The organism is [Clostridium] celerecrescens 18A, from assembly GCF_002797975.1.
Lineage (GTDB): Bacteria > Bacillota > Clostridia > Lachnospirales > Lachnospiraceae > Lacrimispora > Lacrimispora celerecrescens.
In genome coordinates this window covers 2718716-2743176 of record NZ_PGET01000001.1, presented here as the reverse complement: position 1 = coordinate 2743176, position 24461 = coordinate 2718716, and the positions used below count along the sequence as shown (strand labels likewise).

The window sequence follows — 24461 nt, the reverse complement described above, 5'->3', positions numbered from 1 at the left end:
GTCTGTGCGGATTGTCCTGAAAGTATACTTTTGAAAGATTAACCATGTACTTTGTATTATTATGCAAGGTTTTAAGCAAGAATAATTAAATATGCAGTATTTATAAGAAAATATAAGAAAAATTTATAAGAAGAAAACAGTTGAAAAATGTCGCGGTATCATGTATAATCTATTCAATTTGGGCATTACTGTTCAGACTTGCACATTTGGCGGCATACATATTTGCCTTCTGGAATATATTCTGCACGCCAAATGAGGAATGGATGATTGAACGGTAACATTCAGAAAGGCTCAACAACCATAGCATTAAGAAAGGACAGGACTTTGCGTATGAAAGCTTTTTTAATACTGGAAGACGGTACTGTGTTTACAGGATCGAGCATCGGTTCAACCCGGGAAGTAATCAGTGAGATCGTATTCAATACTTCCATGACAGGTTATTTAGAAGTCCTAACCGACCCCTCCTATGCGGGGCAGGCGGTTGTTATGACTTATCCCCTGATTGGTAATTATGGTATTTGTCATGAAGACATGGAATCATTAAAACCTTGGCCGGATGGCTACATTGTCAGAGAATTATCTAGAATTCCCAGCAACTTTAGAAGCGGGGATACCCTTCAGCATTTCTTAAATGAACACAACATTCCAGGTATCAGTGGTATCGATACGAGAGCCCTTACAAAAATTCTAAGAGAAAAAGGAACCATGAACGGCATGATCACTACGAATGAAAGTTTTGATCTTGACGAAGTCATTTTGCGTATGAAAACATATTCTGTGACTGGTGTGGTGGAGAAAGCTACCTGCAGGGAGAAATATGTTCTTCCCGGCGAAGGGAAAAAGGTAGCCCTTCTGGACCTTGGAGCTAAGAAAAATATTGCCCGCTCCCTACAGGAGAGAGGTTGTGAGGTAATCGTTTACCCTGCAGCGGCGAAAGCAGAAGAGATCCTTTCCGGCCGCCCTGACGGAATCATGTTGTCCAACGGGCCTGGGGATCCTAAGGAATGTGTGGAGATTATTGAAGAAATTAAGAAATTATACGAATCCAATGTGCCGATTTTTGCCATCTGCCTGGGACATCAGCTTATGGCCCTTGCCACAGGTGCGGATACCCATAAGCTGAAATACGGCCACAGGGGCGGCAATCATCCAGTAAAGGATTTAGAAACCGGACGGGTGTATATCTCCTCTCAGAATCACGGCTATGTAGTCGATGTGGATACCATTGATCCATCAGTGGCAGTTCCTGCCTTTGTCAATGTTAATGACGGGACCAATGAGGGACTGAAATATACGAACAAAAACATATTTACCGTGCAGTACCACCCGGAGGCCTGTCCGGGTCCCCAGGATTCCAGCTACTTATTCGACCGGTTTATTAAAATGATGGAGGTGGGAAAATAATGCCGAAGAATCAGGATATTAAAAAAGTGCTCGTTCTTGGCTCCGGGCCTATTATCATCGGCCAGGCAGCTGAGTTTGATTATGCCGGAACCCAGGCCTGCCGTTCCCTGAAAGAAGAAGGGGTCGAAGTAGTCCTGCTAAACTCTAACCCGGCAACCATCATGACGGATAAGGATATTGCGGATAAAGTTTACATTGAGCCCCTGACCGTAGAGGTGGTGGAACAGCTCATCTTAAAAGAAAAGCCGGACAGCGTCCTTCCCACTCTTGGTGGACAGGCCGGCTTAAACCTTGCCATGGAGCTGGAAGATAAGGGTTTTTTAAAAGAACATAAGGTGCGTCTGATCGGAACTACGGCTCTTACCATTAAGAAGGCGGAGGACCGGGAGCTGTTTAAAGAGACCATGGAAAAAATCGGCGAACCGGTGGCGCCATCTGATATCGTAGAACATGTGGAGGACGGCCTTAAGGTGGCTGAAAGGATCGGATATCCTGTAGTGCTTCGTCCTGCCTATACCCTGGGAGGCTCCGGAGGAGGAATTGCTGATAATCCAGAGCAGTGCCGGGAGATTTTAGAGAATGGACTCCGATTATCCCGCGTGGGACAGGTTCTTGTGGAACGCTGCATCGCAGGCTGGAAGGAGATCGAATACGAGGTGATGCGTGACGGTGCCGGCAATGTGATCACCGTATGTAATATGGAAAACATCGATCCGGTGGGCGTTCATACAGGAGACAGCATTGTGGTGGCCCCTTCCCAGACCCTGGGGGATAAGGAATACCAGATGTTACGCACCTCTGCCTTAAAGATCATCAGCGAGCTGGGAATCACAGGAGGCTGCAACGTGCAGTATGCCCTTCACCCGGAAAGCTTTGAGTATTGCGTGATCGAGGTAAATCCCAGGGTCAGCCGTTCCTCGGCTCTGGCCTCCAAGGCAACCGGTTATCCCATTGCAAAAGTTGCGGCCAAGATCGCAATGGGTTATACCCTGGATGAGATACAGAATGCGGTGACAAAGAAAACCTACGCCAGCTTTGAGCCGATGTTGGATTACTGTGTGGTTAAGATGCCCCGCCTTCCTTTTGATAAATTCTTAAGCGCCAAGAGGAACCTGGGAACCCAGATGAAGGCAACCGGTGAGGTCATGAGCATTTGCACCAACTTTGAGGGCGGCCTTATGAAGGCGATCCGTTCACTGGAACAGCATGTGGACAGCCTGATGTCCTATGATTTTACTGGGCTTACAGATGAAGAACTGACGGAGACTCTTTACCTTGTGGATGACCGTAGGATCTGGGTCATTGCCGAAGCGTTAAGAAGAGGCTTTTCCTATGAGCAGATCCATGATATTACAAAAGTTGATGTGTGGTTCATTGATAAGCTGGCAATTCTTGTGGAAATGGAAGAAGCCCTTAAGAATGGGCCTCTTACTCTGGAGCTGCTAAAGGAAGCAAAGCGGATTGAGTTTCCGGATTCAGTCATTTCCAGACTGGCAGGGACTCCTTTGGAAGAAATCCGCCGTATGAGAAAAGATAACGGCATTACAGCCGCGTTTAAGATGGTGGATACCTGCGCCGCTGAATTTGCAGCTGAAACTCCTTACTATTACTCCTGCTTTGGAAGTGAGAATGAGGCGGTAAAAACAACAGGAAAAAAGAAGGTGCTGGTTCTTGGCTCCGGTCCCATCCGCATCGGCCAGGGAATTGAGTTTGACTTCTGTTCGGTTCACTGCACATGGAGCTTCCGAAGGGAAGGCTATGAGACGATCATAGTCAATAATAATCCGGAGACCGTGAGCACTGATTTTGATATTGCAGATAAGCTGTATTTTGAACCCCTTACTCCGGAGGATGTGGAGAGCATCGTTGACATGGAAAAGCCTGACGGAGCGGTGGTCCAGTTCGGCGGCCAGACAGCCATTAAGCTGACGGAGGCCCTGATTAAAATGGGAATCCCCATTCTGGGAACATCTGCAGAGGATGTGGATGCAGCAGAGGACCGGGAGCTGTTTGATAAGATTTTGGAGGATTGCGGGATTCCAAGACCTGCGGGCCAGACGGTATTCACGGCGGAAGAAGCCAAGAGGGCAGCAGGAGAGCTTGGATATCCGGTGTTGGTAAGGCCTTCCTATGTGCTGGGCGGCCAGGGTATGCAGATTGCCATCTCTGACCAGGATATTGATGAATTTATCGGGATCATCAACCAGATCGCACAGGATCACCCTATTCTGGTAGATAAATATATCCCAGGCAAGGAAATCGAAGTGGATGCGGTTTGCGACGGTGAGAATATTCTCATTCCTGGAATCATGGAGCATATAGAAAGAGCCGGCGTGCACTCCGGCGACAGCATTTCCATATATCCGGCTCAGAGCATAAGTGAAACAGTAAAGGAAAAGCTGGTGGAATATACAAGAAGGCTTTCTAAAGCCCTGCACGTTAAGGGAATGATCAACATTCAGTTCATTGTAAGCGGGGAGGAGGTATATGTCATTGAGGTAAATCCCCGGTCTTCCCGTACCGTGCCTTATATCAGCAAGGTGACCGGAATTCCCATTGTCCCCTTGGCGACCCAGGTCATCTGCGGGCATTCCATCAGGGAACTGGGATATGAACCCGGGCTTTCGCCGGAAGCAGATTATATCGCCGTAAAAATGCCGGTATTCTCCTTTGAAAAGATTCGGGGTGCCGATGTAAGCCTTGGACCGGAGATGAAATCCACCGGAGAGTGTTTAGGGATTGCAAAGACCTTTAATGAGGCTCTTTACAAGGCGTTTGCAGGAGCAGGAATCAAGCTTCCAAGGCATAAAAACATGATCATAACCGTGAAGGATTCCGATAAGGAAGAGATCATTGACATTGCCAGAAGGTTCCAGGCGCAGGGATATAAGATATTTTCCACATCAGGAACGGCCAGAGTGCTTAACAGTCATGGGATAAAAGCTCTTATGGTTCGCAAGCTGGAGCAGGAATCACCAAACCTTCTGGACTTAATCCTGGGCCATGAGATCGATCTGGTCATTGATACGCCGACTCAGGGAGCGGACAGAAGCAGGGACGGATTTGTAATCCGAAGAAATGCCATTGAGACCGGTGTAACAGTTTTAACTTCCTTAGATACGGCAGCGGCCTTAGTGACCAGTATGGAGAATAAAGCCAAAGAACTGACTCTGATTGATATCGCTGAAATTAAAAATAAATAAAAAATGCTGGGACAGGAAGAACGCCTGTTCCAGCATTTTTTTCTTATTGCATTGAGGATTTAACAAATTGTTTGTCAAATTCCGGGTTATAATAATAAAAGTTTTTAGGATTTAATGTGGATTTAATATTTTCAAGAGCTTCACCAAACCGCTGGAAATGCACGACTTCCCTTTCCCGAAGGAATTTTAACGGTTCTCTTACATCAGGATTCGGTATGATCCTGATAAGGTTGTCATAGGTTGTCCTTGCTTTTTGCTCGGCTGCCAGGTCTTCGATCAAGTCGGTTATAGCATCTCCCTTGGACTGAAATTCACAGGCATTAAAAGGTACTCCGGCCGCAGCGGTGGGCCAGAGGGCTGTTGTATGGTCAATATAGTAAGCATCAAACCCTGCAGTCTTAGCCTGTTCTACAGTCAGATTTTTCGTCAGCTGATAAATGATAGAGCAGATCATCTCCAGATGCCCAAGCTCTTCCGTACCAATATCTGTTAAAAGCCCTCCGACCTCCTTACATGGCATGGAATATCTTTGGGAAAGATAACGCATGGAAGCTGCCAACTCTCCATCAGGTCCGCCAAACTGGCTGATGATGAGAGATGCTGTTTTCGGGCATGTTTCTTTGATGTTTACAGGGAACTGCAATCTTTTTTCATAATTCCACATTATAAGTTACCTCCTTCCCAAGGCAATGGGCCGTCTACCCAGGTAAAATGCTTTTGACCCGCATATTTTGTATTAGTTTCTGTTTTGTTGTTGGTATCAGGGCAGACACAGTTTATGGTAAGAGGTTCAAAGTTTTCCGCATAGGTTTTTAAAAGCTGTTTTCTTTGTTCCATGGCCTGTTTAAAGGCTGTTAATGCATTTTCATCCACTGGATGAGTATCCAGATACAATGTTAAATCATTAACAGTAAAGCTTACTTCTGTGATCTGCTTTAAAAGAGCTTTTTGATCTGCCATTACTGTTCACCTCCCGTTACATAAAAAGGAAGATTGAGGGATGGAAAAATAGTTCCATGTTTTAATGCTGTCTGAGGATCATAAGGTTGTTCCCAGGGCTGCATGGGAATCGTAGCAATACCCAGTTGAACTGTTTTTGTTGGCGTAGCGAGATTGGCTTTTGTTGTGCCGCATTCACATGAATTCATACTAACACTCCTTTCTGCTTTCCTGCCCATTATTTCTAGGCAAAGGTGTTTCATTGATTCATTGAGCTTTCTTTCTTATTATGGTTGAAACAAAATAAAATACGTTACAAAAATTCTCCCATTTTAACCACTGTAATGATATTGTAATAATTGGAAAAATGAAATATAATGGAAAAGCAGAATCGAATTGACAGAAAAAAAGAAAATTAAAAAGACGGGAGAGCAGAGTGTTGAGTGACAAGAAATTTGCAGTATTGATTGATTCGGATAATATCTCCGCAAAGTATATTACAAGTATTCTGGATGAAATGACCCGCTACGGTGTTATTACCTACAAAAGGATCTACGGGGATTGGACGAGCTCCCAGATGGGAAAATGGAAAATGGAGCTTTTGGAGAATTCGATCACCCCAATCCAGCAATTCTCCAATACCGTAGGAAAGAATGCAACCGATTCAGCCCTTATTATTGATGCCATGGACTTGCTCTACACGGATAATGTAGATGGATTCTGCATCGTATCCAGTGACAGCGATTTCACCCGCTTAGCCAGCAGACTTCGGGAGTCCGGCAAGGAAGTCATCGGAATGGGAGAGGATAAGACTCCTAAATCTTTCCGGGCGGCCTGCACGGTTTTCACCAATCTTGAGGTCCTCCTTGATCAGGAAGAGGATGGTACTGGAGGAGGCGCCATAGGAAAAGAGGTGATCGAACAGGATATCACTTCGATTCTTTTAGAAAATGAAGATAAAAATAAGGCAACGGGTCTGGGAGAGATCGGCAACCGCCTTGTGAAAAAATACTCTGATTTTGATGTAAGAAACTACGGCTACAGTTCCCTGTCCAAATTTTTGGAGGAAATGGGCGGCTTTGAGCTTAGAAAATCCAATAATGTGGTAACTGTTCGGATGAAGGATAACCGCACCAAAAAGCAGGAACTGGATGATTTTGCAGTGGGACTGGTAAAGGGAAGCGGAAAGAACGGTATGGAGCTGGCAGCTTTGGGAAATGGCATACACCGGAAGTTTGCTGATTTCAAGGTAAAGGATTACGGGTATTCCACCTTCTCGAAATTTGTCAACAGCATTGGACAACTAGAGGTCCGGGAGAATAAAAACAATAATAAGACCGTGTATTTGAAAAAAGAAGACTAAATGAAGACGGCCAGGAAAACGAGATCCAAGGGATCCATGTTTACTGGCCGTTTTATTTCCATTAAAAGTGATCTTGGCTTTACCAGATTCCAAGGACCACTTGAAGGACCAGACTTACCGCAGAAATTCCAAGCCAGCAGCAAAAACCTAATAAAAGAGGTTTTTTCCCTGTTCGTATCAGCTTGACCAGGTCCGTATTAGTCCCGATGGCTCCCATAGCCATAATAATAAAAAGCTTGCTTAAGTCTTTTAATGAACCGGTAACGCCTGCAGGTATAGGAAAAACTGTAGTAATGATAGAAGCAAACAGGAAAAAGAGCACAAAGGACGGAAACACTTTCTGGATGGAGATGGAGCGTTCGGAAGCCTTCTTTTCTTTTCCAGTCTTGTAACATGCTAAAAACAGTGTAATGGGAATGATGGCCAGAGTTCTGGTCAGCTTTACTATGGTGGCTGCTTCCAGGGTGTTGCTGCCGTGCATGCCATCCCAGGCTGATGCGGCGGCCGTTACGGAAGAGGTATCATTAATGGCGGTTCCTGCAAACAGGCCAAAGCCTTCATTAGAAAGCCCTAAAGCGGAGCCTAATGCCGGAAAGAGCAGGGCGGCAATGATGTTGAAAAAAAAGATAACGGAAATGGACTGAGCGATCTCATCGTCATCGGCATCAATAACAGGAGCAGTTGCGGCAATGGCGGAGCCTCCGCAGATGGATGAGCCCACGCCAATTAATATGGAAGTTTTGCCGGGAAGCTTGAGTGCCCGGGAAAGTAAAAATGCAATCACCAGAGAAGTGGAGATGGTTGCAAGGATGATGGGAAGGGCTTCCTTTCCCTTTTGAAGAACTGTGGCCAGGTTCATGGAGAAACCCAGGAGAATCACAGCGTATTGCAGGACTTTTTTAGAAGTATAAGCTACTCCCGGCCGTAAAAAATCCTTTCCTTTTATAAAGGGGGCCATTGCCATGCCGATTAGGATAGCAAACACAGGGCCGCCGATGACTGGAAAGATTTTTCCTAAAAACCATGCGGGAGCAGATATAATAAGGCAGAGTAGAACGCCTGAGGCGTATTTTTTCATGAGTAAGATCCTCCTTTTTGATTTGGTTTTATTATATTTGAAAATAACAATAAAATAAAATTATTTATATTTATTAAATCATAAAAATGTGTTATGGTTAATAAAGCAATCGAAAGGAGAAGATAACTTATGCTGGATTTTCGGATTGATACTTTTCTTGCGGTTTGCCGTTATATGAATTTTACAAAGGCTGCCAGTGAACTTCATATCACCCAGCCTGCGGTATCCCATCATATCCATTACTTAGAGAACAAATATGGGGTCAGATTGTTTGAATACAATGGAAAAAAGGTGAATCTGACGGAGGCGGGAAAAGTCTTTTTATCTGCAGCCATTACCATGAAGGATGATGAAGTTCATTTAAAGAAGATCATGGTACAGCAATCAGGTAAAGGCGGTAGGCTGGTGTTTGGCGCTACCATGACCATAGGAGAGTACGTGATGCCGGAAGCGCTGACGAGATTTCTCCATGTTTATCCAGGGACAGCGGTTCAGATGGTAGTTGGGGATACCAGGGAGCTGCTTAGGAAATTGAATGACGGGGAGATTGAATTCGCTTTGGTGGAGGGCTTTTTCCAGAAGAAAGAATATGATTTTCTGGTTTTTAATTCGGAGCCCTTTGCTGCTGTCTGCGCGCCGGAATATAAGTTTTGCCGGAAGATCGTAAAAGTGGAGGATCTTCTTGAGGAAAGGCTATTTATCCGGGAACCTGGCTCCGGAACCAGGTATGTCTTTGAGCGTTACCTGGAAGGAAAGAATTTATTGCTCCACGATTTTCCGAGTTTAATGGAAATCAGCAACATTGGTGCTATGAAGAAAATGGTGGCAAAAGGGCAGGGAATCACTTTTCTTTATGAAGCTGCAGTTAAGGAGGAATTAGACAGGGGAATTTTAAAAAGAATTGAATTGGAAGATTTTCAGCTGACTCATGACTTTACATTCATATGGAGAAAAGGAAGTATTTATAAATCCTATTATAAAGAGATGTTTGACATCCTTCATGGAAACAAAGACTGAGAATTGACAACTTTCACCCTTCGTTTTACCGATCAAAGGAACAAACAGTCATATTCCCTCGATTCATCAGGATATTAAAATGGCAGAAACTCCTGTAAAATCGAGGTTTCTTAAAGAGATAGGAAAAAATGAAAAAAATTGACAAAAAAGTGTTGACAATTAATACAATTAATATTATACTAATGAAGCAGTCGGGAACAAGAGGAAATAATGTGCTCCTGACCAAGGAAAGTACTGGGATCTTAGCTCAGCTGGGAGAGCATCTGCCTTACAAGCAGAGGGTCACAGGTTCGAGCCCTGTAGGTCCCATTGATAAGTGGAAACGCTTATCCAGTTAATTGAATATGGCGGAATAGCTCAGTTGGCCAGAGCACACGGTTCATACCCGTGGTGTCGAGAGTTCGAATCTCCCTTCCGCTACTGTTAGAACCCTGTGATTGAAAAATTACAGGGTTTTTTATATTTCGACAGGTGCGGATTCCTTTTTTATTTTCTTATATTCATTTTTTCTGTTTTATGGTATACTTACAAATAGTAAAAGGTGGAGGGATTCCATGTACTATTTTATTGTAAACCCGAACTCACGCTGCGGACGGGGAAGAAACGTTTGGAAAAAATTAGAAAGAGTGTTAAAAGCCGGACATGTGGAATATCAGGCGTTTCTTACGGAGAAGCCTGGGGATGCCAAGAGATTTGCCAGGGAACTGACAGAAGGCTGCAGGGAATCAAGCGTTATCATAGGAGTAGGCGGAGACGGAACTGTAAATGAAATCCTTGATGGGCTTTCCTTCTGCGGTTCTGTTACGTTTGGGTATATTCCGGCCGGATCCGGTAATGATCTGGCAAGAAGCTTAAAACTTCCTAAGAATCCGGTCCGTTGCCTGAAGAAAATATTGCATCCAAAATATTATAAGCTCATGGATTACGGAGTTTTGTCCTATGGCGATGGGGAAATATCCCACCGCCGCTTTATGGTCAGTGCGGGGATTGGAATGGATGCGGCCGTTTGTCATAACATCCTCTATTCAAAGTCAAAGGGACTGTTCCGTAAGCTTTTTATTGGGAAGCTAATCTACATTCTCGTTGGAATTAAGCAGCTGATTCTTGCTAAGCCTTCAAAAGGGTATATTCTTCTTAACGGAGTCCAGAAGATTGAGTTTAGCCACACTTACTTTATATCCGTCCATATCCACCCTTACGAGGGCGGAGGATTTAAATTTGCACCGGATGCTAATTTTGAAGACGGGCAGTTATCGGTTTGTGTTATGAACAGCCGGAATAAAAGGAAACTGGTCCCTGTACTGATACGTTCCCTTATGGGAAGAAAGTCCTTACACAGGGGCATCAGGTTTTATACCTGTGAGGAAGTTATGATCCATATGGATCATCCAATGGCAGTTCATGTAGATGGAGAAAGCTGTTTTTGCCAAAACGATGTGCAGCTTCAATGTATTGGCAAGAAATTGCGTATGATTGTATAGAAATGTATATATTATAGAAGAAACACCCTGCGGGTATACTATTATGCCCAAAAAGCTTGGGCAAGAAAGAGGAAACACCCTGCGGGTATACCATTATGCCCAAAAAGCTTGGGCAAGAAAGAGGAAAGGGAGAATTATGAGGATTGGACAGGGATATGATGTGCATAAATTAGCAGAAGGAAGAGATTTGATCCTGGGCGGCGTAAAGATTCCTTATGAAAAGGGACTTTTGGGCCATTCTGATGCAGATGTGCTGGTCCATGCAGTGATAGATGCTCTTTTAGGTGCGGCAGCGCTGGGAGATATCGGAGAACATTTCCCGGATACGGATCCTAAGTATAAAGGAGTATCCAGCATTGAACTTTTAAAGCACGTAGGCGCACTTTTGGAGGAGCAGGGATATGTGATCGAGAACATTGACGCCACTGTCATTGCACAAAATCCAAAGCTACTTCCTTATCGGCGCTCCATGGCACAAAACATTGGGGAAGCTTTGAAGCTTACCGAAGGAAAGGTTAATGTAAAAGCTACTACAGAGGAAGGACTTGGCTTTACCGGAATGGGAGAGGGGATATCCTCACAGGCCATAGCTCTGTTAACTTCCATGGACGATTACTGTTATGACGACAGGATCATGTCTGCTGATTGTAAGGGCTGCTGCGGAGGCTGCGGGAGATAAGAAAAGGATTGCGGGAAGAAACACCCTGCAGATATACCTATATGCCCAAAAGGCGTAAGCAATAAAGAGGAAAGGAAGAGATTATGAAAATTTATAATACATTATCCAGACAAAAGGAAGAATTCGTATCCCTGGAGCCTGGAAAGGTTCGGATGTATGTGTGCGGGCCAACCGTTTACAATTACATTCACATTGGAAATGCAAGACCCATCATCGTATTTGATACGGTCCGGAGATATTTTGAATATAAGGGCTATGAGGTTAACTTTGTTTCAAACTTTACCGATATAGATGATAAGATCATTAAAAAAGCAATTGAAGAGGGCGTGGATGCAGACACCATTTCCAAGCGTTATATTGAGGAATGCAAAAAGGATATGGAAGGGCTGAATGTAAAGCCGGCAACCAGAAGCCCGCTGGCGACAGAGGAAATATGCGGTATGCTGGAGATGATCCAAAAGCTTGTTGCCTCCGGTCATGCCTATGCGGCAAAAGACGGAACGGTTTATTTCCGTACCAGTTCCTTTGAGGAATATGGAAAGCTGTCCCATAAGAATCTGGATGATCTGCAGTCCGGTTTCCGTGAGATCAAGGTGACCGGTGAAGACGGAAAAGAGGATCCCACCGATTTCGTGCTCTGGAAGCCGAAAAAGGAAGGAGAACCTTTCTGGGAATCCCCATGGTGCGAAGGGCGGCCTGGCTGGCATATTGAGTGCTCCGTAATGTCCAGGAAATATCTTGGAGATCAGATCGATATCCATGCAGGCGGAGAAGACTTGATCTTCCCTCATCATGAGAACGAGATCGCTCAGAGTGAGGCAGCGAATGGGAAAGAATTTGCGAAATACTGGATGCACAATGGATTCTTAAATATTGAAAATAAAAAGATGTCCAAGTCTCTGGGCAATTTTTTCACTGTCAGGGAAATCAGTGATAAATACGATTTACAGGTGCTGCGCTTTTTCATGCTGAGTGCCCATTACAGAAGTCCTATTAATTTCAGCGCCGAATTGATGGAGTCATCAAAGAACGGATTGGAGAGAATTTTAACTGCAGTTGGTAAATTAAAGGATCTGGAAGCTTCTGCAAAGACAGAAAAACTTCTTGATCATGAGGATAAAAATGCCGTACAGGAACTGGTTTCCAAATATGAGGCAGCCATGGATGATGACTTTAATACGGCAGATGCCATTTCTGCTATATTTGAACTGGTAAAATTAAGCAATTCCAACACAGATGAAAACAGCTCGAAGGAATATGTGACTTATTTAAAGGAAACCATTGTAAGACTGTGCGATGTTCTTGGACTCATTACGGAAAAGGAAGAAGAGATCCTGGATGACGAAATCGAAGCCATGATCGCAGGCAGGCAGCAGGCCAGAAAAGACAAGAATTTTGCCCTTGCCGATGAGATTCGCGGAAAGCTTTTAGAAAAGGGAATTGTTCTGGAGGACACCAGGGAAGGTGTGAAATGGAAGAGAATATAACATCATTGGCAGCGTTTTCTGACTTTTTTAAGGATACGTTAAAACTAAAAGAAGTAGATGTGAAAACCTATTCCCCGCTGGCATTGGCATATATCGGAGATGCAGTTTATGAACTGATCGTACGTACTAAGGTGATGAACCATGGAAGCACTCAGGTGAATAATATGCATAAGAAGAGTGCAAGGCTGGTGAACGCAGGAGCGCAGGCAGAGATCATCCGCCGGCTTCTTGAAGATGAGGACTTAACTCCGGAAGAGGTGGCAACATACAAACGGGGACGCAATGCCAAGGCTGTGACAACTGCAAAGCACGCAACTGTTGCTGATTACAGGACTGCAACCGGATTTGAGGCCCTGTGCGGTTATCTGTATTTAAATGGAAATTTAAACCGTCTGGTCACCCTGGTAAGCAGAGGACTTGAACGAATAGGAGAACTGGAATGATAGAGGAATTTACCATAGAGGGAAGGAATGCGGTATTAGAAGCATTCCGCTCCGGAAAAACCATTGATAAGCTGTATGTACAAAAAGGAGTCCAGGATGGCCCCATCCAGTCCATTATCAGGGAAGCGAAAAAGAAAGATACCATCATTAATTTTGTAGAAAGAGAGCGCCTGGACCAGATGTCCGAGGAAGGACATCACCAGGGTGTTATTGCTCATGCTGCGGCTTATGAATACGCAGAGGTGGAAGATATACTAAAGGCAGCGGAAGAAAAGGGAGAACCTCCCTTCCTCTTTCTGTTAGATGGGATTGAAGACCCTCACAATCTGGGGGCGATCATCCGTACGGCAAATTTAGCAGGGGCCCATGGGGTTATCATACCCAAGCGCCGGGCCGTTGGTCTTACAGCAACGGTTGCAAAAACTTCGGCAGGAGCGCTTAATTATACGCCTGTGGCTAAGGTTACCAATCTCACAGCTACCATGGAAGACTTAAAGAAAAAGGGGATGTGGTTTGTCTGTGCCGATATGGATGGAGAATTGATGTACCGGCTTGATTTAAAGGGACCGATCGGCCTTGTAATCGGCAGTGAAGGAAGCGGTGTGGGAAAATTGGTCAAAGAAACATGCGACATGGTGGCCTCCATACCTATGAAGGGGGATATTGATTCTCTCAATGCTTCTGTAGCAGCAGGCGTGCTTGCTTATGAGATCGTAAGACAGCGTTTGGGATAATAAATGGGGGGGGTGATGATCATAAAAAAGAATGGTACGGCTATGGCGGCCGCCTGTGCTGCGATCCTGTTTACTTTCAGCGGATTTATTTCAGCCGGTAATATTGCTGCGGCGGACAGCAGCACAGAAGAAAGCATTGAGTGGAAGACCGTAGTAAACATTGGGGATGAAGCGGTTCCTCTTTATTCAAAGCCTTCCGGGAGCAAGGTGAAAATCCCTCAGGCTCCGGGAACGGTTACCTATGGAAACGGTACTGTGCTGGTTGATGCATCCAACGCCAGTCATGGCTATGTGATGGTCCAGTATAGCGGTAATTCATCCAAGATAAAAGTCCAGGTATTAAAAAGCGGAGGAGAGACCTATTCCTATGATCTGAATGCCAGATCTGCCTATGAGGTATTTCCTCTGACAGAAGGAAACGGAAAATATACGCTCCGGATCTTAGAGCAGGTACAGGGGAACCAGTACGCCATAAAATCCAGCAGCGATATCAATGTAACACTTAATGACCAGTTTGAGCCGTTCCTTTACCCCAATCAATATGTGAATTTTTCCACCGGAAGTGCGGTGGTGAAAAAGGGTGAGGAGCTTGCAGCTCCTGCACCTGATGCCATTGGCGTAGTGACCAATGTTTATAATTTTGTAGTAAAGAATTTTACCTATGATACGGCGCTGGCAAGCTCTGTTCAGTCCGGCTATCTGCCTGATGTGGATCAGGTGCTGTCTCAGAAAAAGGGAATCTGTTTTGACTATGCAGCAGTTATGACTGCCATGCTGCGTTCCCAGAATATCCCCACAAAGCTAGTGGTGGGTTATACAGGCAGCCTGTATCATGCCTGGGTCAATGTTTATATAGAAGGTCAGGGCTGGGTGGATAATATCATCTATTTTGACGGATATGACTGGAAGCTTATGGACCCGACGTTTGCATCCTCCGGCGGCAGTGATCCGTCCATACAGCAATATATCACAAACAGCTCCAATTATAAGGCGAAATATACATACTAAAGAACTTCATTTAAAGGAGAAACGACAGATGAAAATGAAAGCGAAAAAGCGATATTCCGCAAGGGAACTTTCCGCTTTCTGCCTTCAAATATCAATTCTTCTCCATGCTGCAATCCCTCTTGACGAGGGATTGTCTGTTATGGCGGAGGATTCTGTATGGGAGGAAGAGAAACAAATTCTTAAGCAAATGGCAGAAGAGGCTGAGCTAGGGGATCCTTTCTCAAAAGTACTGGAGAATACAGGCCTTTATCCAGCCTATGTGATCCGGATGGCAAAGCTGGGGGAGGAGACAGGGACCTTAGACCAGATCATGGAGTCCTTGGCCGGATATTATGAAAAAGAGCATATCCTTATGAAAAACATCAGGAATGCAGTTACTTATCCTATCATCATGATTTTCATGCTTCTGGTGGTTCTTCTGGTTTTATTCACCAGGGTTATGCCCATATTTGAACATGTATACCAACAGCTGGGGGCAGAGATGTCGCCGGTTTCTCTTGCTGCAACAAGGCTTGGAAGCGTATTCTGTGCAGCTGCCCTGGCTCTTGGGATTCTTCTGGCCCTTGCAGCCGCCCTGGTATGGCTTCTTGGCAGGAAAGGAAAAAAACTACTGGTCGCGGAACGGCTGATCCAGTGGTTAAAAAAAAGGAGCCGCATGGCTCTTGCAATATCCAACCGGCGTTTTACTGCGGTCCTGGCACTGACTCTTCACAGTGGATTGGAACTGGAAAAGGGGATGGAGCTGGCAGAGCAGCTGGTTGAGAATCAGAAAGTGGAAGAAAAGATCAGACAGTGTGCGAAAGAGCTTGAGGCCGGAACCGATTATTATTCCGCAATGAAGAATACCGGGCTGTTTAATGGCTTCTATGCGCAGATGATAAAAGTAGGAACCAGAAGCGGACAGCTGGACCGGGTCATGGAGGAAATCTCCAAAAGCTATGAAGACGAAGCGGATACTGCCATGGAACATATGGTCAGCCGGTTTGAACCTACGGTGGTGGCAGTGCTTGCCGTTGCAGTGGGACTGGTGCTTTTATCTGTCATGCTTCCTCTTGTCAGTGTCTTATCGGCGATTGGATAGGGGGCGTCTTGATGATGAAATGGAAACAATCTCCCAGAGAGGTCATAGGTCAGTTGTTCTATTTTCTGGCCTTTGCTTGTGCAGTTGTCCTTTTTGTTTCAGGGGTTCTCATGTTCTCGAGGAAAACCGATGCAAAGGGAGCTGATACCCTTCGGGATGCCATACGCAGGGCTTCGGTGCAGTGCTATGCCATTGAGGGAAGATATCCGCCAAACGTGGAATATCTGGAAGAAAATTATGGAATACAGATTGACAGAAACCGGTATGATGTGTTTTACAGCGGCTTTGCTTCAAACTTCATGCCGGATATTACGGTCAATCCCCATGAATGATAACCGGGAGGTGGGCCAGTGAGCGGAAAAGAATACCATAGAGGCCAGATGGCCAATGCTCTGTTTACCATACTGCTGTTTCTAGTATTTGTGCTCTGCGCTTTATTCTCGGTGCTTATCGGAGGCAAAGTCTATGAGAATATTAATGTCAGAGCAGAGAATACCTACCAAAAGGATGTAGCCTTAAGCTACATAGCCAACAAAGTGAGACAGGGGGATGAAGCCGGCAGGGTTACTTTGACAGAGATGGCAGGAATCCCTGTCCTTAAGCTGCAACAGGAGATACAGGAATCTGTTTATGTGACCCTCATTTATTATCAGGATGGCAGGCTGTGGGAGCTGTTTACAGACGAAGAAAGCGGCCTGGGAGTAGGAGACGGGAATGAGATTCTGGAATGCAGCCCGGTTTCCATGGAAATGGCTGGCAGGCTTTTGCATATAAAAACGGAGATGGAAGGCGGAGACAGCCTCTGGCTTTCCCTAAGAAGCGGAGGGGCAGATGATGAATAGAAAACACCCCTCAGGCGTATTTATGATGGAGATGATCGCCGTTGTTTTTTTCTTTATCCTTTGTGCAGGGATCTGCATTAAAACATTTGTAAAAGCGGATCTTATAAGCCGGGAGGCAGCGGATTTAAATCAGGGCGTGCTGATCGCACAAAGCGTAGCAGAGGTCTGGAAAGCGGAGGGCCCGGAGGGCCTTGAAATTAGGTTTCGGTCTTATGGGCAGGAGGACGGCCTTGACGGCTATGCTATGGGCTTTGATAAGTCCGGCAATTCTTGTGAAAAAGAGAAGGCTGTTTATGATGTAAGGGCAGACATTGCCGGGCCGGGACATGCGGAAGTGACCGTAAGCAAAAATGGGAAACAAGTTTATACCCTTACGGTGACCAGACATGAGACGCAACAATGACGGAGGTGGAACCATGGCAAAGCAGGAGAATGGATACAAGGCCAATATAGGCAGTCCTTCCCTTATACTCATATTTATTGTCATGTGCCTGATAACTTTTGGGATGCTTTCTCTTAGTACCGCCAAAAGTGAGCTGAATCTGGCAGAACGCAATGCTTCTGCTGTGACAGAGTACTACCGGGCTGACGGAGAAGGAGAGGCATTTTATCAGATGGTTTTAAATAAGGCAGCGAAAGTATGGGAAAAGAGCCAGGATCCCCAGGAACGGAAACAGCTTTTGTCCCGGGAGTTTGGTGATGCCTATGAGCCGGATAAGGGAACCGTGACTGTATATATCCCTATGGAACGGTCCCAGGCCCTTTCTATAGAACTGGTTTTCCCCCGGGAAGGGGAAGAAGCTATCCAGATATCAAAGTGGAAGGTAATTCAGACAGAGGATTATGAAATTGATCATTCCATGCCGGTGTGGACAGGCGGGGAGACTTAAGAAACAGGAGACTGGGAGATGAAAGTAATAGATTTGTTAAGTGCTGCTGTGGCGCAGAAAGCATCGGATATTTTTCTGGTACCAGGCATGCCGTTTTCATATAAAATAGGAAGCAGGATCATAAATCAGAATGAAGAAAAGCTATCTTCGGCTCAAATGGAGGTATTGATCACCGAATTATATGAGTTAGCGGGAGACAGAACCATGGAGAAGGTGCGGGAGCATGGGGATGATGATTTTTCCTTTGCCCTTCCCGGGGTTTCCAGGTTTCGCTCCAGCATATTCCGTCAGAGGGGTTCCCTTGCAGCGGTGATCCGGGTGGTGACCTTTGAACTGCCTGATTACAGAACGCTTCATATTCCTGAGGTTGTAATGGATGTTGCCAGGATGACCAAGGGATTTGTCCTGGTCACAGGGCCGGCGGGAAGCGGTAAGACTACCACCCTGGCCTGTATCATTGACAAGATCAATAATACCCGCAACTCCCATGTGATCACTCTGGAAGATCCGCTTGAATATCTGCACCGCCATAAGAAGAGCGTGGTGACTCAGAGGGAGGTAACCACAGACACGGACAGCTATGTGACCGGCCTTCGTGCAGCTCTGCGCCAGGCTCCCGATGTGATCCTTGTAGGTGAGATGAGGGATTATGAAACCATACGGATCGCCATGACAGCTGCGGAAACCGGTCATCTGGTGATTTCAACCCTTCATACGGTGGGAGCGGCCAATACCATTGACCGCATCATTGATAACTTCCCGCCAAACCAGCAGCAGCAGATCCGGATGCAGCTTTCCATGGTAGTTCAGGCCGTGGTCTCCCAGCAGCTGATCCCTGCTGTGGATGGAAGTGTCTATCCGGCATTTGAAATCATGTTCTTTAATAATGCCATCCGGAATATGATCCGCGAATCCAAAACCCATCAGATTGATTCTGTGATCGCCACCGGCCAGGGAGAAGGTATGATTTCCATGGATTCCAGTATTTTAAATTTATATAAGGAAGGAAAGATCACCAGGGAAAACGCCATCATTTACAGCGGAAACAGCGAATTGATGGCAAAAAAAATCGATCGGGGACTGTAAGAGTGCATAGTTTACATTTCAGGCAGATACACTATCCTTAACAATGAGAGGAGAGTAGCAGGATCATGAGAACAGATAAAAGAAAGATTGTATTAGTCGGTACAGGCATGGTGGGAATGAGTTATGCCTATTCCCTTTTGAACCAGGGAGTTTGCGATGAACTTGTTTTGATTGACATCAACCGGAAAAGAGCGGAGGGCGAGGCGATGGACTTAAACCATGGACTTGCTTTTTCCGCATCCCATATGAAGATTTATGCAGGAGAATACAAAGACTGCTCGGATGCGGACATTGTTGTGATCTGCGCAGGAGTAGCCCAGAAATCCGGGGAGACAAGGCTTGATTTGCTAAAGCGCAATGCGGCCGTATTCCAGTCCATTGTGCAGCCGGTAACGGAATCAGGCTTTAACGGGGTTTTCCTTGTGGCTACCAATCCTGTGGATATTATGACGAGAATTACCTATTCGTTGTCAGGCTTTAATCCCAAGCGGGTGCTTGGAAGCGGCACGACTCTGGATACGGCCAGGCTCCGGTATCTGTTAGGGGATTCCTTGCGGGTGGATCCAAGAAATGTCCATGCCTATGTCATGGGAGAGCACGGAGACAGTGAGTTTGTGCCCTGGAGCCAGGCCATGATCGCCACAAAGCCCATCCTATCCCTTTGCGAAGAGGAGGGCATGGTATGCAAGAGTGAGCTGGAACGGATCGAAGATGAGGTCCGGGGAGCAGCTTACCGGATCATTGAGGCCAAGCAGGCCACCTATTATGGAATCGGCATGGCACTCACCAGAATCACCAGGGCGATCCTGGGGGATGAAAACAGCGTTTTTACGGTATCTGCTATGCTGAGGGGAGAATACGGGCAATCTGAGGTATACGCAGGAGTTCCCTGTATCATCAATAAAAACGGGATTCAGAGAATTATTTCCCTGTCATTAACGGATGAAGAGATGAAACAGTTGCAAAATTCGTGTGATACCCTTCGGGAAAGCTTTGATGGCATACTATAAAAAATAGGGGAAGAGAATAGGAAACAGTGAGCCCGTTTCCTGCTCTCTTCCTGGTTTTTGGATCCTGATATAAGAATGGATTTTATGGTAATTATTTTAGCTTTTTGATAATTTATGTATTTTAGTAAAAAATTAAAATAAGCGTTGACAAACAGATTTCTCCATGCTATGATATACGAGGTTCAGCGATGAACGAAAAAAGATGCTGATGTGGCACAGGTGGTAGCGCACCTCATTGGTAGTGAGGAGGTCACGGGTCCGAGTCCCGTCATCAGCTCTGAAAACAAACGGGAAGTCTTAATAAAGAGGCTTCCCGTTTTTGTCATATACAGAGGTTGAAAGAAAGACATCTTTCAGCATTAAGCTTGCAAACAGCATACAGATATTGATGAAAAGGAGGCACAATAATATGGCGAAACATAAAAAGAAACGCAAAAGTCACTGGTCCATATTCTTTCGGCCCATTAAAGTCATTCTTTTCGTATTTCTGGGAGTTATGGTTTTGGGATGCCTTGCCGGCGGCATTGTATTCTTAAAATATCAGAATGAGATTATGGCCTGCAAAGAAAAAGCGGATGCCATTATAAGCAAGACGGTCAAGACTGATTTTTCCCAGCCAACGGATACGAGAATCTATGATTCCGCCGGAACTTTGATCGGAACCATCAATTCCGGTCACTATGAATATGTCCCGATTTCAGGGATCAGCAAGAACCTTCAGAATGCCTATGTAGCCCAGGAAGACAGAAGATTTTATAAGCATCATGGAATCGACTACAAGGGGTTAATGCGTGCAGGTGTCGTATACTTAAAAAATAAAGGGAAAGCCACCCAGGGAGGAAGCACCATTACCCAGCAGGTGATTAAGAATACCTATCTGACCCAGGAGAAGACGATCCAGAGAAAGCTGACCGAATTTTTTGCAGCGCCCCGTATGGAGGATAAGTATTCCAAGTCGGACATCCTGGAGTTTTACTGCAACACCAATTTCTTTGCCAACCGGTGTTACGGCGTATCTGAGGCCAGCCGCTATTATTTCGATAAAGAAGCAAAGGATTTAACCGTGTGGGAGGCGGCTACCTTAGCGGGAATCAGCAATAATCCGTCAAGGTATGATCCGGTGGCCCATCCGGAAAACGCAACGTGGAAGAGGAACCAGATCATTGATAATATGGCTCTCTGTAAGTTTATTACGGAAGAGGAAAAGGAAAACGCCAAGGCTCAGCCATTGACCGTTGCTAAGATCTATGAGCCGGGAACAAAGGAAAATTATCTGACAAGCTATGCCATACACTGCGCTGCTTTGGAATTAATGAAGAACGATGATTTTGTATTCCAGTATGTTTTTAATAACCAGGCCTCTTTTGATTCTTACAGAGAACAGTACCAGGAACTTTATCAGGCAAAGAGCGATATGATCCGGAACGGAGGCTTTGAAATACATACCAGCTTAGAGACACCTATCCAAAACTCCTTGCAGGAGATTATTGACAACCGGCTGAAAGGTTTTACGGATCTGCAGGAGAATGGAAAATTAGCCTTACAGGGGGCAGCGGTATGCATTGACAACCAGACCGGATATGTGGTGGCCATTGTGGGTGGCCGGGGTACGGAGGATGAGTACAACCGGGGATTCTTAAGCAAGCGCCAGCCAGGGTCTACCATAAAACCTCTGATCGATTATGCTCCTGCCTTTGAAACCGGATATTATTATCCCTCCAGACTGGTAAATGACCATCTGTTTGATAAAGGGCCTAAAAACAGCGGAGGAAAATATTTTGGCAATATTTCCGTGAGAGAGGCATTGAACCGAAGTCTTAATACGGTGGCCTGGCAGGTGCTGGGAGACATCGGCGTTGACAAAGGCATAAGCTATCTGGGAAAGATGCATTTTGCAGGAATAAGCTATCTGGATAACGGAAACAGCAGCATGAGCATCGGAGGCTTTACGGAAGGTGCCAGAGTGGTGGATATGGCAAGGGGATACTCCGTTTTGGCGAACCAAGGGCTGTACAGCAATAAAACATGCATCGTCAGCTTAGAAAGTCAGTATGACGGCGAGATATACAATGGAAACCAGGCGGATGAAAGGATATTTACGGAAGATACCGCTTACATGATCACCGATGTATTAAAGGGGACGCTGGATAAGCCTTACGGAACAGGTAATGGCCTGGGGCTTGGAGTTCCGGCCGCGGGAAAGACCGGAACCACCAACAGCAATAAGGACACCTGGTTTTGCGGGTATACAAAGCATTACACAACAGCTGTGTGGGTAGGATATGACACTCCAAAGGCCATGCCCGGAGTTTACGGTAAAACCTATTCGGGAAAGATTTGGCAGGAATTTATGTCCAGGATAAACGATGGACTTCCGGTTCTGGATTGGGATATGCCGGCAACCGTTTCCCTTAGGAATGTGGATTCCACAGGAGAAAAAACTGACGCTGAAACAGGAAGGAAGGATCTGTTTTCTTCTGTTGCAGAATCAGCAGCCAAAGCCAATGGAAGTAAATGGAAGGAAGAGGAAGAGCGTAAAAAGCAGGAGGCCCAGGCCCAGAGAGAATTAGAGGCTTCCCAGGAAGCCAGGCAGGCGGTGGAGCAGACAGTTTCTGCCCTTCAGTCCCTGATCGGGGAATTATCTGCCCTGAGTCACAGGGACAGCTCAACGGATGAAACCATAAGTGCTGCCTACAGTCTTTTGGACCAGCTGGCTGGAACTGAATCTTATGATGGGTTAAAGGCTCAGCTTGATGAGGCGGCAAATCACGCTGCATACTTACCAAAGCAGGAGGATTCTTCCGGGAAGCCCCAGGAGATCGGTCCGGGAGTCACCAAGCCGAAGGAAACGATTCCGCCGGTATTTCCGGGGGATATGGATTCAGACGAGGATTATGCTCCCGGCTTTGGTCCGGGAGGCCCTGATTCCGGTGCACAGGCAGTAGGGCCGGGTATGGAATAAGAGAGAAGTACAGGATAGGGCTTGCTTTTTATCATGGCAGCTGTTATCCTTAATTAAGAAAGTCATTCAGGAAAGGAAGTGAACCAGAGTGGAAGGTCGGAGTCAGACGATGGAAGCAGACAATGATCATAGGCGTATGGCAGTGAGGGCAGAATCCTGTACTTCGGGTCTGCTCTGGATTCACTGCCGTTAAAAGAGTACAATTCTTTGCGTTTATGATAGCCATGAATTACAGGCAGCCCTGTAATTCTGGCTATTTTGCGTTGCAGGAAACTGCCTGCATGGCAGTATTTGTTTTGCTTCCATATAGCCGCGACGGAAAAAACAGGTTCATATGGAGGAAGAGTGAGATGCAGGAGAATTACAATGTGGAAGAACTGATGGAGCTGGCTGACAGCCGTCAGTTCAGAAAACTGAAGGATGTGCTGATGGAATACAATGAAGTAGATATTGCAGCTTTCATTGAAGCATTGGATTCAGAAAAGACAGTGGTGGTGTTCCGGATGCTTCCCAAGGGGATGGCAAGTGATGTGTTCGCATGCCTGGAGGTGGAGAAGCAGGAACACATTATAAACAGCATGACTGATCACGAATTGGGAACAATTGTAGAAGACCTATTTGTGGATGATGCGGTGGACATGCTGGAGGAGCTGCCGGCCAGCGTGGTAAAAAGGGTTCTGCGAAATGCGACTCCTGATACCAGAAAGCTGATCAACCAGTTTTTAAACTATCCGGAAAACAGCGCAGGAAGCATTATGACGGCTGAATATGTGGGGCTTAAAAAGACCATGACCGTGGCGCAGGCCTTTGACTATATCAGAGCGCATGGAGTGGATAAAGAAACTATTTACACCTGCTATGTGATGGATGCCACGAGAAGACTGGAGGGTGTGGTAACGGTCAAGGATCTTTTGATGAATCCCTATGAGGTCGCCATCGGTGATATCATGGATACCCATGTCATAAAGGCGGTCACGACAGAAGACCAGGAGGCCGTGGCGGACAGCTTTCGGAAATACGGTCTTTTAAGCCTTCCTGTAGTGGATCATGAAGACCGCCTGGTGGGAATCGTTACCGTCGATGATGTTGTGGATGTTATGGAGCAGGAAGCCACGGAGGACTTTGAAAAGATGGCCGCCATGATTCCCAGTGAAAAACCATATTTAAAAACCAGCGTGTTCCAGCTGGCGAAAAACAGGATCATGTGGCTTCTTGTACTGATGATCAGCAGCATGGTGACCGGCGGGATCCTGGCAAGATATGAATCGGCCTTTGCAGTGATTCCTCTGCTCGTGACCTTTATTCCCATGCTTACGGATACAGGCGGCAATGCAGGAAGCCAGAGCAGTACCATGATAATAAGAGGAATGGCAGTGGGAGAGATTGAAACAAAAGATTTTTTCCGGGTATTTTTAAAAGAGTTTAAGGTAGCTATCCTTGTGGGACTTATCCTGGGGGTTGTGAATTATATCCGCCTGATCCTCCTTTATCCCGGGCAGCAGATGCTTTGTCTGACTGTGATGCTCAGCCTTTTGATCACAGTTATTGTGGCAAAGACCATCGGCGGAATTCTTCCCATCGCAGCCAAGGTGTTTCATATGGATCCGGCAATTATGGCGGCTCCCCTCATTACCACAATCGTGGATGCGGTCAGCCTGATCATATATTTCCGGCTGGCCTGCAAGCTTCTGGGATTATAATTGCTTTGGAAAATTACGCGAAATCATTGTTTTTTCCAGTGGTTCGTTATATAA

Annotated in this window: 23 protein-coding genes and 3 tRNA genes; 22 read left to right on the top strand and 4 right to left on the bottom strand. The window is 45.8% G+C overall.

Annotated elements, in window-relative coordinates:
- Positions 1 to 330 precede the first annotated feature (330 nt).
- Together H171_RS12635 and carB are read left to right on the top strand one after the other, a co-directional pair.
- Positions 331 to 1404 carry a carbamoyl phosphate synthase small subunit gene (locus H171_RS12635; RefSeq protein ID WP_100307512.1) on the top strand — a complete coding sequence of 358 codons (1074 nt, stop codon included), beginning with the start codon at positions 331 to 333 and terminating at the stop codon, positions 1402 to 1404.
- Positions 1404 to 4607, top strand: coding sequence for a carbamoyl-phosphate synthase large subunit (carB, locus tag H171_RS12630; protein ID WP_100305469.1), 3204 nt, complete (start codon positions 1404 to 1406; stop codon positions 4605 to 4607). The genes H171_RS12635 and carB overlap by 1 nt, the downstream gene beginning before the upstream one ends.
- A 43-nt stretch (positions 4608 to 4650) precedes the next feature.
- On the opposite strand, the gene H171_RS12625 is transcribed toward carB, so the two are convergent.
- From H171_RS12625 to H171_RS12615, 3 genes are read right to left on the bottom strand one after another with little or no spacing between them, the layout of a single operon-like run.
- Positions 4651 to 5271, bottom strand: coding sequence for a manganese catalase family protein (locus tag H171_RS12625; protein WP_100305468.1), 621 nt, complete (start codon positions 5269 to 5271; stop codon positions 4651 to 4653).
- Positions 5271 to 5567: a spore coat protein CotJB gene (locus tag H171_RS12620; RefSeq protein ID WP_089992655.1), complete on the bottom strand. Its 297-nt coding sequence runs from the start codon at positions 5565 to 5567 to the stop codon at positions 5271 to 5273. The genes H171_RS12625 and H171_RS12620 overlap by 1 nt, the downstream gene beginning before the upstream one ends.
- On the bottom strand, positions 5567 to 5755 hold the full coding sequence (locus H171_RS12615) for a spore coat associated protein CotJA (protein ID WP_025232081.1): 189 nt from the start codon (positions 5753 to 5755) through the stop codon (positions 5567 to 5569). The genes H171_RS12620 and H171_RS12615 overlap by 1 nt, the downstream gene beginning before the upstream one ends.
- A 230-nt stretch (positions 5756 to 5985) precedes the next feature.
- Between H171_RS12615 and H171_RS12610 the strand changes: the two genes are divergently transcribed.
- A complete protein-coding gene (locus H171_RS12610) occupies positions 5986 to 6909 on the top strand; it encodes an NYN domain-containing protein (RefSeq protein WP_100305467.1) in 924 nt (307 codons plus the stop codon).
- Between the two features lie 79 nt (positions 6910 to 6988).
- On the opposite strand, the gene H171_RS12605 is transcribed toward H171_RS12610, so the two are convergent.
- Positions 6989 to 7996, bottom strand: coding sequence for a YeiH family protein (locus H171_RS12605; protein WP_100305466.1), 1008 nt, complete (start codon positions 7994 to 7996; stop codon positions 6989 to 6991).
- 120 nt (positions 7997 to 8116) lie between these two features.
- On the opposite strand from H171_RS12605, the gene H171_RS12600 reads away from it, so the two are divergent.
- The 19 genes from H171_RS12600 (at position 8117) to mgtE (ending at position 24407) form a co-directional block, all read left to right on the top strand.
- The gene (locus H171_RS12600; RefSeq protein WP_100305465.1) at positions 8117 to 9004 is read left to right on the top strand and encodes a LysR family transcriptional regulator; all 888 of its coding nucleotides are present in this window, start codon (positions 8117 to 8119) and stop codon (positions 9002 to 9004) included.
- Between the two features lie 236 nt (positions 9005 to 9240).
- Positions 9241 to 9313: transfer RNA gene (locus H171_RS12595), tRNA-Val, on the top strand.
- Between the two features lie 37 nt (positions 9314 to 9350).
- Positions 9351 to 9424 (top strand) — tRNA-Met (locus H171_RS12590).
- A gap of 134 nt (positions 9425 to 9558) precedes the next feature.
- On the top strand, positions 9559 to 10485 hold the full coding sequence (locus tag H171_RS12585) for a diacylglycerol/lipid kinase family protein (protein ID WP_100305464.1): 927 nt from the start codon (positions 9559 to 9561) through the stop codon (positions 10483 to 10485).
- Positions 10486 to 10621: 136 nt separating this feature from the next.
- Positions 10622 to 11164, top strand: coding sequence for a 2-C-methyl-D-erythritol 2,4-cyclodiphosphate synthase (gene ispF, locus H171_RS12580; protein WP_100307511.1), 543 nt, complete (start codon positions 10622 to 10624; stop codon positions 11162 to 11164).
- Positions 11165 to 11247: 83 nt separating this feature from the next.
- Positions 11248 to 12651, top strand: a complete 1404-nt coding sequence (cysS, locus tag H171_RS12575; RefSeq protein WP_100305463.1) for a cysteine--tRNA ligase — start codon at positions 11248 to 11250, stop codon at positions 12649 to 12651.
- Positions 12636 to 13094 carry a Mini-ribonuclease 3 gene (locus H171_RS12570; RefSeq protein ID WP_100305462.1) on the top strand — a complete coding sequence of 153 codons (459 nt, stop codon included), beginning with the start codon at positions 12636 to 12638 and terminating at the stop codon, positions 13092 to 13094. The genes cysS and H171_RS12570 overlap by 16 nt, the downstream gene beginning before the upstream one ends.
- Positions 13091 to 13828 carry a 23S rRNA (guanosine(2251)-2'-O)-methyltransferase RlmB gene (gene rlmB, locus H171_RS12565; protein WP_100305461.1) on the top strand — a complete coding sequence of 246 codons (738 nt, stop codon included), beginning with the start codon at positions 13091 to 13093 and terminating at the stop codon, positions 13826 to 13828. Before H171_RS12570 ends, rlmB begins: the two co-directional genes overlap by 4 nt.
- 21 nt (positions 13829 to 13849) lie before the next feature.
- Entirely contained in the window at positions 13850 to 14836 is a 987-nt protein-coding gene (locus H171_RS12560) for a transglutaminase-like domain-containing protein (protein WP_242977088.1), read from the top strand.
- Between the two features lie 28 nt (positions 14837 to 14864).
- Positions 14865 to 15917: a type II secretion system F family protein gene (locus H171_RS12555; protein WP_100305460.1), complete on the top strand. Its 1053-nt coding sequence runs from the start codon at positions 14865 to 14867 to the stop codon at positions 15915 to 15917.
- A 14-nt stretch (positions 15918 to 15931) separates the two neighbouring features.
- On the top strand, positions 15932 to 16249 hold the full coding sequence (locus H171_RS12550) for a hypothetical protein (RefSeq protein WP_408645665.1): 318 nt from the start codon (positions 15932 to 15934) through the stop codon (positions 16247 to 16249).
- An 18-nt stretch (positions 16250 to 16267) separates the two neighbouring features.
- The gene (locus H171_RS12545; protein ID WP_330404219.1) at positions 16268 to 16759 is read left to right on the top strand and encodes a DUF4860 domain-containing protein; all 492 of its coding nucleotides are present in this window, start codon (positions 16268 to 16270) and stop codon (positions 16757 to 16759) included.
- On the top strand, positions 16749 to 17162 hold the full coding sequence (locus H171_RS12540) for a hypothetical protein (RefSeq protein ID WP_330404217.1): 414 nt from the start codon (positions 16749 to 16751) through the stop codon (positions 17160 to 17162). Before H171_RS12545 ends, H171_RS12540 begins: the two co-directional genes overlap by 11 nt.
- Positions 17146 to 17649, top strand: coding sequence for a short-chain dehydrogenase (locus H171_RS12535; protein ID WP_242976949.1), 504 nt, complete (start codon positions 17146 to 17148; stop codon positions 17647 to 17649). The genes H171_RS12540 and H171_RS12535 overlap by 17 nt, the downstream gene beginning before the upstream one ends.
- Positions 17650 to 17667: 18 nt before the next feature.
- The gene (locus H171_RS12530) at positions 17668 to 18735 is read left to right on the top strand and encodes a type IV pilus twitching motility protein PilT (RefSeq protein ID WP_100305456.1); all 1068 of its coding nucleotides are present in this window, start codon (positions 17668 to 17670) and stop codon (positions 18733 to 18735) included.
- A gap of 65 nt (positions 18736 to 18800) precedes the next feature.
- Positions 18801 to 19745 carry an L-lactate dehydrogenase gene (locus H171_RS12525; protein WP_100305455.1) on the top strand — a complete coding sequence of 315 codons (945 nt, stop codon included), beginning with the start codon at positions 18801 to 18803 and terminating at the stop codon, positions 19743 to 19745.
- A 204-nt stretch (positions 19746 to 19949) separates the two neighbouring features.
- Positions 19950 to 20022 (top strand) — tRNA-Thr (locus H171_RS12520).
- 132 nt (positions 20023 to 20154) lie between these two features.
- A complete protein-coding gene (locus H171_RS12515; RefSeq protein WP_100305454.1) occupies positions 20155 to 22707 on the top strand; it encodes a transglycosylase domain-containing protein in 2553 nt (850 codons plus the stop codon).
- Positions 22708 to 23057: 350 nt separating this feature from the next.
- Complete coding sequence (gene mgtE, locus H171_RS12510) at positions 23058 to 24407, top strand: magnesium transporter (RefSeq protein ID WP_100307508.1); 1350 nt, start codon at positions 23058 to 23060, stop codon at positions 24405 to 24407.
- Positions 24408 to 24461 lie beyond the last annotated feature (54 nt).

What these genes read in the sequence shown, in the direction of transcription:
- H171_RS12635 (WP_100307512.1), top strand. Translation starts at nt 331, where the DNA reads ATGAAAGCTTTTTTAATACTGGAAGACGGTACTGTGTTTACAGGATCG.
- carB (WP_100305469.1), top strand. Translation starts at nt 1,404, where the DNA reads ATGCCGAAGAATCAGGATATTAAAAAAGTGCTCGTTCTTGGCTCCGGG.
- H171_RS12625 (WP_100305468.1), bottom strand. Translation starts at nt 5,271, where the DNA reads ATGTGGAATTATGAAAAAAGATTGCAGTTCCCTGTAAACATCAAAGAA.
- H171_RS12620 (WP_089992655.1), bottom strand. Translation starts at nt 5,567, where the DNA reads ATGGCAGATCAAAAAGCTCTTTTAAAGCAGATCACAGAAGTAAGCTTT.
- H171_RS12615 (WP_025232081.1), bottom strand. Translation starts at nt 5,755, where the DNA reads ATGAATTCATGTGAATGCGGCACAACAAAAGCCAATCTCGCTACGCCA.
- H171_RS12600 (WP_100305465.1), top strand. Translation starts at nt 8,117, where the DNA reads ATGCTGGATTTTCGGATTGATACTTTTCTTGCGGTTTGCCGTTATATG.
- H171_RS12585 (WP_100305464.1), top strand. Translation starts at nt 9,559, where the DNA reads ATGTACTATTTTATTGTAAACCCGAACTCACGCTGCGGACGGGGAAGA.
- ispF (WP_100307511.1), top strand. Translation starts at nt 10,622, where the DNA reads ATGAGGATTGGACAGGGATATGATGTGCATAAATTAGCAGAAGGAAGA.
- cysS (WP_100305463.1), top strand. Translation starts at nt 11,248, where the DNA reads ATGAAAATTTATAATACATTATCCAGACAAAAGGAAGAATTCGTATCC.
- H171_RS12570 (WP_100305462.1), top strand. Translation starts at nt 12,636, where the DNA reads ATGGAAGAGAATATAACATCATTGGCAGCGTTTTCTGACTTTTTTAAG.
- rlmB (WP_100305461.1), top strand. Translation starts at nt 13,091, where the DNA reads ATGATAGAGGAATTTACCATAGAGGGAAGGAATGCGGTATTAGAAGCA.
- H171_RS12555 (WP_100305460.1), top strand. Translation starts at nt 14,865, where the DNA reads ATGAAAATGAAAGCGAAAAAGCGATATTCCGCAAGGGAACTTTCCGCT.
- H171_RS12550 (WP_408645665.1), top strand. Translation starts at nt 15,932, where the DNA reads ATGAAATGGAAACAATCTCCCAGAGAGGTCATAGGTCAGTTGTTCTAT.
- H171_RS12540 (WP_330404217.1), top strand. Translation starts at nt 16,749, where the DNA reads ATGATGAATAGAAAACACCCCTCAGGCGTATTTATGATGGAGATGATC.
- H171_RS12535 (WP_242976949.1), top strand. Translation starts at nt 17,146, where the DNA reads ATGAGACGCAACAATGACGGAGGTGGAACCATGGCAAAGCAGGAGAAT.
- H171_RS12530 (WP_100305456.1), top strand. Translation starts at nt 17,668, where the DNA reads ATGAAAGTAATAGATTTGTTAAGTGCTGCTGTGGCGCAGAAAGCATCG.
- H171_RS12525 (WP_100305455.1), top strand. Translation starts at nt 18,801, where the DNA reads ATGAGAACAGATAAAAGAAAGATTGTATTAGTCGGTACAGGCATGGTG.
- H171_RS12515 (WP_100305454.1), top strand. Translation starts at nt 20,155, where the DNA reads ATGGCGAAACATAAAAAGAAACGCAAAAGTCACTGGTCCATATTCTTT.
- mgtE (WP_100307508.1), top strand. Translation starts at nt 23,058, where the DNA reads ATGCAGGAGAATTACAATGTGGAAGAACTGATGGAGCTGGCTGACAGC.